This is a genomic window from Paenibacillus sp. Dod16 (assembly GCF_049893405.1).
In the GTDB taxonomy this organism is placed as follows: domain Bacteria; phylum Bacillota; class Bacilli; order Paenibacillales; family Paenibacillaceae; genus Paenibacillus_AQ.
The window spans coordinates 23,571-32,067 of sequence record NZ_JBNDYG010000063.1 but is presented as its reverse complement, the minus strand read 5'-3'; the positions used below and the strand labels follow the sequence as shown (position 1 = coordinate 32,067).

At 51.4% G+C, this 8,497-nt stretch carries 8 protein-coding genes, 1 pseudogene and 1 riboswitch; of the genes and pseudogenes, 8 read left to right on the top strand and 1 reads right to left on the bottom strand.

Annotated elements, in window-relative coordinates:
* The first annotated feature begins 249 nt into the window (after nucleotides 1-249).
* The 6 genes and pseudogenes from ACPV3A_RS32895 (at nucleotide 250) to ACPV3A_RS32870 (ending at nucleotide 5,311) form a co-directional block, all read left to right on the top strand.
* Nucleotides 250-1,416, top strand: coding sequence for a bis-aminopropyl spermidine synthase family protein (locus ACPV3A_RS32895; RefSeq protein ID WP_426203961.1), 1,167 nt, complete (start codon nucleotides 250-252; stop codon nucleotides 1,414-1,416).
* Nucleotides 1,417-1,478: 62 nt separating this feature from the next.
* Nucleotides 1,479-3,570: pseudogene (locus ACPV3A_RS32890) on the top strand (DNA topoisomerase III).
* A gap of 101 nt (nucleotides 3,571-3,671) precedes the next feature.
* Entirely contained in the window at nucleotides 3,672-3,809 is a 138-nt protein-coding gene (locus ACPV3A_RS32885; protein WP_181469949.1) for a hypothetical protein, read from the top strand.
* 230 nt (nucleotides 3,810-4,039) lie between these two features.
* A complete protein-coding gene (locus ACPV3A_RS32880; RefSeq protein WP_071221567.1) occupies nucleotides 4,040-4,303 on the top strand; it encodes a DUF1294 domain-containing protein in 264 nt (87 codons plus the stop codon).
* Between the two features lie 137 nt (nucleotides 4,304-4,440).
* A complete protein-coding gene (locus ACPV3A_RS32875; RefSeq protein ID WP_071221566.1) occupies nucleotides 4,441-4,875 on the top strand; it encodes a universal stress protein in 435 nt (144 codons plus the stop codon).
* A gap of 157 nt (nucleotides 4,876-5,032) precedes the next feature.
* Complete coding sequence (locus tag ACPV3A_RS32870) at nucleotides 5,033-5,311, top strand: hypothetical protein (protein ID WP_426203958.1); 279 nt, start codon at nucleotides 5,033-5,035, stop codon at nucleotides 5,309-5,311.
* Between the two features lie 37 nt (nucleotides 5,312-5,348).
* On the opposite strand, the gene ACPV3A_RS32865 is transcribed toward ACPV3A_RS32870, so the two are convergent.
* The gene (locus ACPV3A_RS32865; protein WP_426203956.1) at nucleotides 5,349-5,960 is read right to left on the bottom strand and encodes a histidine phosphatase family protein; all 612 of its coding nucleotides are present in this window, start codon (nucleotides 5,958-5,960) and stop codon (nucleotides 5,349-5,351) included.
* Between the two features lie 570 nt (nucleotides 5,961-6,530).
* Nucleotides 6,531-6,632, top strand: a riboswitch (purine riboswitch).
* A gap of 194 nt (nucleotides 6,633-6,826) precedes the next feature.
* Here ACPV3A_RS32865 and purE point away from each other — a divergent pair.
* Together purE and purK are read left to right on the top strand one after the other, a co-directional pair.
* Nucleotides 6,827-7,312: a 5-(carboxyamino)imidazole ribonucleotide mutase gene (gene purE, locus ACPV3A_RS32860; protein ID WP_220686528.1), complete on the top strand. Its 486-nt coding sequence runs from the start codon at nucleotides 6,827-6,829 to the stop codon at nucleotides 7,310-7,312.
* Nucleotides 7,309-8,496 (top strand): 5-(carboxyamino)imidazole ribonucleotide synthase, encoded by a 1,188-nt coding sequence (gene purK / locus ACPV3A_RS32855; protein WP_426203953.1) that lies wholly within the window; start codon nucleotides 7,309-7,311, stop codon nucleotides 8,494-8,496. Before purE ends, purK begins: the two co-directional genes overlap by 4 nt.
* Nucleotide 8,497: the final 1 nt, after the last annotated feature.

Here is an 8,497-nt window from a genome sequence, read left to right as displayed (position 1 = left end):
GGATTGGATTTTATCTTGTTCACATCACGTTGACTAAATAACTTAATACTCATGGTTTTCTCCCCGAATTTTATTTCCTTAAGTATATAGAAAAGTACCCCGTAGAGTAGACCTTTTTTAGGTGTCTACTCTACGGGGTACATTTTACATGGACTTCTGTCCTTTTTTTATTACTGCACGTATGGGGTTACGTGTGTTCTTTTCCAGGGGCAATAACCACCCCATATTCAGGAAAAGAGCGTGATTCACATGATGAATTATATAGAAGAAGTGAAAACCAAGGTTCGTTTGCAGGAAGGCGTTCAGGTGATTGAACAGCTGCTGGTAGCGAGTTATATGCGGCCCGGTATTTCAACCAAAGAGCTGGCACGACATACGTATCTACCCGTTCCAATCACTGCCGCAATCAAGAAGGAGCTCATCAAGGCAGGTGCTCTCATTCAAGAGCGGGGAGTTCGCTGCACCTCTGCCGGGAAGGTGTATGTTGAACATGAACTGGGATACGGCGGGATCGATCAAGATCTGTATCAGAAGCTTATGGCCGAGGAACACGATTGGCAGCCGGAGCTTTCTAATGTACTAGCGAGGCTCACGGAGATCCTGGAGCAGCGCCCCCAAGTCGATGTTCAGATCGACCAATCCCAATGCACGGTGGAGACGAGTCTTCGGAGAGCCGTTCTGTGTCTGAGGGAGCATAGCCTGATCGGCAAGAACATCCTGTGCGTTGGCGATGACGACCTTGTGAGCATCTCGCTGGGTCTGCTGCTTAAACGGCTGTTCCCGAACGCAAAGGACCAGAGAGCCGCCATTACCGTAATGGATATCGATGAGCGATTCCTGCGGTTTATCCAGCGTGCAGCTGCAAAAGAAGGCTTATCGGTTACATGCAGACATATCGATCTTAGGCAGCCTTTGCCTGAGGGCTGGAACGGGCAATATGATTGCTTTTTTACGGATCCGCCGTACACGCTTCAAGGGCTGACCCTGTTCTTATCCAGAGGGATTAGCGCGTTGAAACACGAGAAGGGATGCCCCATCTTTCTCTCCTTCGCCCACAAATCTCCCGATTTCACATGGTCCATGCAGCGTGAATTTGTCCGTATGGGTTTGTCGGTAAAGCAGGTGCTGCTTCATTTCAATCAATACATCGGAGCGCAGATGATCGGCAATAGCGGTCAGATGATTGTGCTAACAACGACGGAATTTACGGAGCCGCATATTACGGATTCTTTTGAGGAGGAGCTCTACACAGGCGAGGTTAGGCGAACGGTCCGAACCTACAGATGCATCCAATGTCAGGGCGAGCTGCAGGTGGGCGTGCAGGGTGATTATTCCACGATTGAGGATTTGAAGAAGCAGGGCTGTCCCGTATGTGCCAATCTTACGTTCACATGGCTGGCTAAGAAAACGATCTGACTTATCTTTGTGGAAACAATCGAGGGGAGGTTATAATAGGGGGACAGAGGAAGGGGAGGGCTATGAAAGTATTAGTATTGGCTGAGAAGCCGTCCGTTGCAAAGGAAATTGCGAGAGTAATGGGCAGCCGCGAGAAGCAGAAGAATTATTTTGAAGGACCGAAATATATTGTGACCTGGGCGCTTGGACATTTGGTAGGACTTGCCGAACCCGAGGACTATGATAAGAAGTACCAGACTTGGGCGCTGGAGGATTTGCCGATCCTCCCGGATAACACGAGGCTTAAGGTGCTGAAGGAAACAAGCCACCAGTTCAAGACGGTTCAGCATCTGATGAAGCGCCCGGATGTCGGCGAGATGATTATTGCCACCGATGCTGCCCGTGAAGGGGAGCTGCTTGCACGCTGGATCCTCAAAATGGCGAAGTGGAACAAGCCGTTCAAGCGGCTGTGGATTTCTTCCCAGACGGATAAGGCGATCAAGGAAGGTTTTGCATCACTCAAGCCGGGGCAGCAGTTCGACCGGCTGTATGAGTCCGCACGCTGCCGGGCGGAGGCGGATTGGATGGTTGGACTGAATGTGACGCGTGCGCTGACGACCAAATTTAATGCACAGTTGTCGGCAGGCCGGGTTCAGACGCCAACGCTCGGGATGATCATGGACCGGGAGAAGGAAATCGTGAATTTCCGCTCTCAGGAATATGAGACGCTGCAGGCGGATCTTGGGAATTTTGAGGTTTCGTGGCGTCCGGCCGGCGGAGATGGTCGTCTATTCGAGAAGGATAAGGCGGCCAAGCTGAAGCAGAAGCTGGAGGGCAGCATCGGTAAAATCGTCAGCGTGAAAAAGAGCGAGAAAACCGAGCCGCATCCACTGGCCTATGATTTGACCGAATTACACGAACGTACTGCAGCGTCTGTATGAGCAGCATAAGCTGGTCACCTATCCGCGTACGGACAGCCGTTACCTGACATCGGATATGGTCGGAACGTTGAAGGAGAGACTTTCGAGCATCGCGATCGGGCCCTATGCCTCCATTGCACGTCCGCTGCTGCGTAAAAATTTATCGCCGGGCAAACGGGTCGTGGATGACAGCAAGGTTACGGATCACCATGCCATCATTCCAACCGAACAGACCGTGCTGCTGAATCAGCTGTCAGTGGATGAACGCAAGCTGTACGATCTTATCGTACGCCGTTTCATCAGCTTGTTCTATCCTCCTGCCCGCTACGATAACGTATCGGTTACCGTTCAGATTGAGGGAGAACAGCTCTACGCAAAAGGAACTACGATCAAGGACAGCGGCTGGCGCGAGGTATACGGCGGCGATTATGATGATGACGCTGAAGACGAGCAGGACGATGTTCAGGGCCAGTCTTCAGGCAAGCTCCTGCCGGAGCTGAGAGAAGGAGAGTCGGTGAAGGTGGTCCGCCGCGTACTGAAACCGGGACGCACCCAGCCGCCGAAGCGTTATAACGAAGCGGCGCTGCTCTCCCAGATGGAGAAGCACGGACTGGGAACCCCCGCGACTCGGGCTGATATCATCGAGAAGCTGGTTAGCTCGGATACGATCGAACGGCAGGGGCAAACCCTCCATCCGACAGGCAAAGGCAAGCAGCTGATCGAGCTTGTCGCTCCAGAGCTGAGAACACCGGAGCTCACGGCACGCTGGGAGGCCGAGCTCGAGCGGATCGCGAAGGGGCAAGGCAAGCCGGAACCGTTCTTGCGTGGAATTCGGGACATGACCAAGAAGCTGGTCACGGATGTGAAGGGAAGCGAAGCGGAGTACAAACCGCATAATGTCTCGAACAGCCACTGTCCGGATTGCGGGACAAGACTGCTGGAGAAGAAGACTAAGCGCGGCAAGCTGCTTGTCTGCCCGAGTGACGATTGCGGATACAAGCGTTCAGGCGAGAAGCGTCTGTCCAATCGCCGCTGTCCGCAGTGTCACAAGAAGATGGAGATGAAAGAAGGCAAGGCGGGGCTGTTCGTGCAGTGCCTGGGCTGCGGCATTACGGAAACGCTGAAGAAGGATGCCAAGCATGTGAACAAACGCGAGGAGCGGAAGCTCGTGCAGCAATATAGTAAGCAGGAGTCGATCGGTTCGAACCTGGGCGACCTGTTGAAGGCGGCCCTTGAGCAGAAGGGGAAGGAATAATCTGCATAAGGCTTCTCCCAATTGCTGAAAAGCGATTTTCTTGCCGTCGCTAGCATAACCTCGGGTAGAATGGCTCATTCTACGGACAGGGGGTGATTTGCATGCCGAATCATAAAGCAAGAAAAAGCGAAAACCAGCAGAACAAATCAAGCATTCTTGAGGAGAGCAAGACCCTCAAACCGAAAAAGGCTGCAGACTATGTTCCGAGCCTGAATGAAATATCCAAGAATGAATCATAAGTTTTGAGTAGTGGTTGAGCATGGCCTGGTTGTCATTATGCCGGACACGGGTTCGTTGGAATTATGACGTCGTCCGTGTCCTAATAATGGCATTCATAGATGGGCATGATCCAAGATTATTTAGCCGGCATTGTCTTCATTAGCCTGCAGTTTTATAATAGCCATAGAATGTATAGCAAATGGCTGATTGGGGAAGATCGATCAGTTGGAATGGGGGTGCGTGAACCAACGTGAGACCTGCACTGATCGTTTGGTTTATTTTTATCAATGCGGTAGCCTACCTGGTCATGTCGGAGGATAAACGGCGTGCCCGAATGGGACGGGATCGGGTTCCGGAGAGAACGCTGTTTCTGCTGGCTGCCATAGGCGGGGCCTTGGGTGTATGGATTGCCATGTACCGCAAGCGTCATAAAACAAGGCATTTATCATTTAAAATGGGCGTGCCGCTGTTGTTAGTCGTGAATGTCGCGCTATACACGTACTTCTGGGGATAGTCTGTTTAATCTGAACTACATAGGAATATCTTAGCGAGTCAGCAAGCTCGTTTCATATCGGTATGAAGTTGTTTAATAATAAGTAGTAGGTCTTTTAACTGTAGTAGGTCTCTTAACTATAGAAAGAGGTGGCCTGTATGCTTTTTACTAAAATTCTTCTAGCTTACGACGGCTCCAAAGCAGCGAATAAAGCGCTCGGACGTGCGGTTGAACTTGCCAAGGTAACACCGGGAGCTACGCTGGATGTCATTCATGCTTACGATTTTCCGCGTTTCTTCGTTGGGGAAGGGCTTGCCCCAATTCCAGCTTCACTTAATAAAGATGTCTACGATCTTGCTGTGCAGACGACAGAGGAAATCCGCGAGCGGATTGAGAAGTCAGGCGTTAACGGCCAAGTGGAGATGATCCAGGGTCCTCCGGCTGAAGTCATTCTGGAGTATGCGAATCAGAACGGCAGTGACCTGATTGTCATCGGCAGCCGCGGTCTTGGCGGTATCCGCGAGTTCGTACTGGGCAGTGTCAGCCATAATGTAGTGCAGCATGCAAAGATTCCGGTACTGGTAGTAAAATAATGTTGTTGGGACGCTTAGGCGTCCCTTTTTTATAGAGATTCGTTTTTTCCGATTTTGCATCCGCAGGTGCGGCTTCATATTTATCGTACGCGATTTGGGCCGTATCTTTCGAAGCGTCCGTTAAGAGGATAGGTGTTTTCTGTCAGAGGAGGTTCATATGGAAATTATTCTGCTTATGGTCTTGGTTGTTCTGGTCGGTCTTATGGTCTCCAGTCGAATGACGGCAATGGAGAAGCGAATGAGGCAGCAGCAGAACACGTTAAATCAAATGGCAAACCAATTAGGAATACCTGAACCGCCGGTTCATGAGGAAGTCAAACAGCTGCTGGCGGAGGGGCAGGACATTAAAGCGATTAAAATCGTAAGGGAAGAATTAGGATTGTCTTTGGTCGAAGCCAAACAATATGTAGATGCCATCAAACATGGGAAGCGGTAGAACCGGTCGTTCGCGGGAAGAAATGCGGGTTTCCCGATTACAAATGAGGTGCTGCATTCTCCAGGGTAAGCTCCCAGCTCCCGTCCCGGAACTCTACCCTGTGCAGCCCGGTGTTCGCCGCCGGGAAGAACGGATTCTTATTGCTCCATGCCATATCCTTGATTAGATGATAGATGATGTTAATCACTCCCCCGTGAGTGACCACCAATACGTTCTCATGATCGTTTGTAGCAAGCTGATCCTGGCATAACCTCGTGAAGGTTTTCTTAATCCGCTGGAAATTTTCTTGCGGACTTTCACCGCCCGGGTATCTTTCGTCCATCCGTAAGCTGGAAAAATACAACCCGGGAAATTTTTCTTCAGCTAATGTGTGGGGCATGCCGGCTAGCAGACCGTTGTTGGTCTCCCTCCAATCCTCGGAACCATGAAACGGAAGGCTAAGCTTATCGGCCAATATGGAGGCAGTCTGATAAGCCCTCTGCAGATCGCTGCACACGATCCGGTGGATATTAAAATCATGTTTGTGTTCGTTTAAGTATTGCCCCAGCTTCTCCGCTTGCCTGATCCCTTCGTCAATGAGCCTGCGCTGGCTCCACCCTCCGCGGTACCCTTCTTCATCTTGACCATGCCTTACGAGATAGATAGCCATTGGTTCCTCCTTAGTAATAGATTCTGCTTTTGCGAGATTCAAATATAGATATCGAATTAAAGTTCTGTCGTATTTCATACTCATGTCGGATGATAAGATTTCGACACTCGACCCCATCTTCCTTGTAAGTAGCTACAATTAAAGAGCAGAATACGGTCTTATTTTATTCTGCGATAATACTTTTCCCTTACCCTCTATGCAGCAGCAAAAAAAGGTTCTCGCTCCAGCGGAGCGGACGAATCGTGGATGGAGAAGCGAAGCGTTCGCCTTTAAACACGGGAAACAACCCTATATTGTTCAATCCAGTTTCCCGTGTTTAACAGCGATCGGAATCACGATGCGTCAGCGCAGCGCTGCCATCACTGCCCACACCTTTTTTATGAACGACCGTTGCCCTTGCCTTCAATAAAGCCCGCAATCTCCAAGAAGTTTTTGCTGCAGCATTGCTCACTCCCTAGATACGAACATTATTTTTTATGTAAATCCGATTGTTCGTGTTTAGGTTGACATTTGGTGTCAGAAATTGATAAACTGAGGATGTTGAGGTTCAAAATAACTTATAAAGCGTGATTGATGAAATTTAATATTTCTCGTATAAAGCCGGGGATATGGCCCGGAAGTCTCTACCCGGAAACCGTAAATTTTCGGACTACGAGGGAATACAAACGGTGCGGCTACGACGGGGCTTGGTTTCATGTTTGCCTCTTTGGCGGCGGATGCGCAAGATTCTTCTGCTTGACGCAGGCAGCAGCGTTCGTAATCCTTGTATGTCCGAGACCTGCACAGATTTTGTGTTTACGGGATCGGACTTTTTTTTCAGCAGCAGCCATTATATTGTCGAATTTCGAAGAAAGCGGGGGTAACTCATGACAGCACAAGTAGGAGTCATTATGGGAAGCCAATCAGATTGGGATACGATGTCCCATGCATGCCAGGTGCTAGACGAGCTTGAAATTCCTTATGAGAAAAAAGTCGTATCCGCTCACCGGACGCCGGACTTGATGTTCCGGTATGCCGAGGAAGCGGAGGGCCGAGGACTTCGCGTCATTATCGCCGGAGCCGGCGGGGCCGCTCACCTGCCAGGAATGGTCGCTTCGAAGACGGTATTGCCGGTTATCGGCGTTCCGGTTAAATCGAAAGCGCTGAAGGGGCTGGATTCATTGTTGTCGATCGTACAGATGCCGGGCGGCATTCCGGTAGCAACCGTAGCGATCGGTAAAGCGGGGGCAACCAACGCCGGATTGCTCGCAGCCCAGATTTTGGGTACTTCGAATGCGGGGATTCGGGAAAGAGTGCAAGCGCGCAGGGACCGTATCCGTGACGAAGTGCTGGAAAGCAGCGATAACCTATGATGGAGAACGGAGCACAGCAGACGAAGGTCTCTAGCAAAAAGCTACTGCCTGGTTCCGTCATTGGTGTACTTGGCGGGGGACAACTCGGACGGATGATTGCGCTGGACGGGATCCGGATGGGATATTCGTTCGTCACCCTTGATCCGACGCCGAACTCCCCGCTTGGCCAGATGGCTGATCAGGTTACGGCCCGGTATGACGACGTCGAGGCTGCCCGGCAGCTCGCCGTCAAAGCGGACGTCATTACGTACGAATTCGAAAATGTCGATGCGGGCGTGGCCCAGCTTCTCGAGGAGCAGTCTTATGTTCCCCAAGGAAGCAAGCTGCTGTACACCACGCAGCACCGCTTGCGCGAGAAGGCCGCAATTGAAGCGGCCGGCGTACCGGTTGCGCCGTATCGTGAAATAACAAGCTTGGAAGATTTACAGTCCGCCGCCTCTGAACTTGGACTTCCGTGCGTGCTTAAGACCGCCATGGGAGGTTATGATGGTAAAGGGCAAGCGGTTCTCCGCAGCGAAGATGAGCTGGAATCAGCCTACAAAGAGCTGGCTGCCAGCGGGACGGAGCTGGTGTTGGAGAAGTTCGTGAAGTTCGCGAGCGAGATCTCCGTGATCGCGGCGCGTACGCCCAGCGGCATCGTGAAGAGCTTTCCCCCGGCAGAGAATGTGCATGTCAACAATATTTTGCACTTGTCGATTGTGCCTGCTCGCGTGACAAGCGAAGTACAGCGCAAAGCATGTCAGCTCGCGGAACGCGTAGCTGAAGGCATGGGAGCTGTTGGCCTGCTGGCTGTCGAAATGTTTGTGACCGAGGATGGGGAGCTGTACGTGAATGAGCTTGCACCTCGTCCGCATAACTCGGGTCACTACACGATGGAGGCATGCTCAACCTCTCAATTCGAGCAGCATGTAAGAGCGATCTGCGATCTGCCGCTCGGGGACACAACGCTGCTGAGCCCGGTCGTCATGGTGAACCTCCTGGGACAGCATCTGGAGGAAGCGGTACGGCGCTTTGGAGAGCACGACGCGCTTGCAGAGTCTCTCGGCGTTGTGCCTAAGCTTCATCTATACGGCAAGAGCGAATCGAAGCTTAACCGCAAGATGGGACATATCAACCTCTTGTGCGGGGATGTCGATGACGCGCTCGAATGGGTAGAGAAAACTAATATTTGGAGGCAGGATTAAA

What these genes read in the sequence shown, in the direction of transcription:
- ACPV3A_RS32895 (WP_426203961.1), top strand. Translation starts at nt 250, where the DNA reads ATGATGAATTATATAGAAGAAGTGAAAACCAAGGTTCGTTTGCAGGAA.
- ACPV3A_RS32885 (WP_181469949.1), top strand. Translation starts at nt 3,672, where the DNA reads ATGCCGAATCATAAAGCAAGAAAAAGCGAAAACCAGCAGAACAAATCA.
- ACPV3A_RS32875 (WP_071221566.1), top strand. Translation starts at nt 4,441, where the DNA reads ATGCTTTTTACTAAAATTCTTCTAGCTTACGACGGCTCCAAAGCAGCG.
- ACPV3A_RS32870 (WP_426203958.1), top strand. Translation starts at nt 5,033, where the DNA reads ATGGAAATTATTCTGCTTATGGTCTTGGTTGTTCTGGTCGGTCTTATG.
- ACPV3A_RS32865 (WP_426203956.1), bottom strand. Translation starts at nt 5,960, where the DNA reads ATGGCTATCTATCTCGTAAGGCATGGTCAAGATGAAGAAGGGTACCGC.
- purE (WP_220686528.1), top strand. Translation starts at nt 6,827, where the DNA reads ATGACAGCACAAGTAGGAGTCATTATGGGAAGCCAATCAGATTGGGAT.
- purK (WP_426203953.1), top strand. Translation starts at nt 7,309, where the DNA reads ATGATGGAGAACGGAGCACAGCAGACGAAGGTCTCTAGCAAAAAGCTA.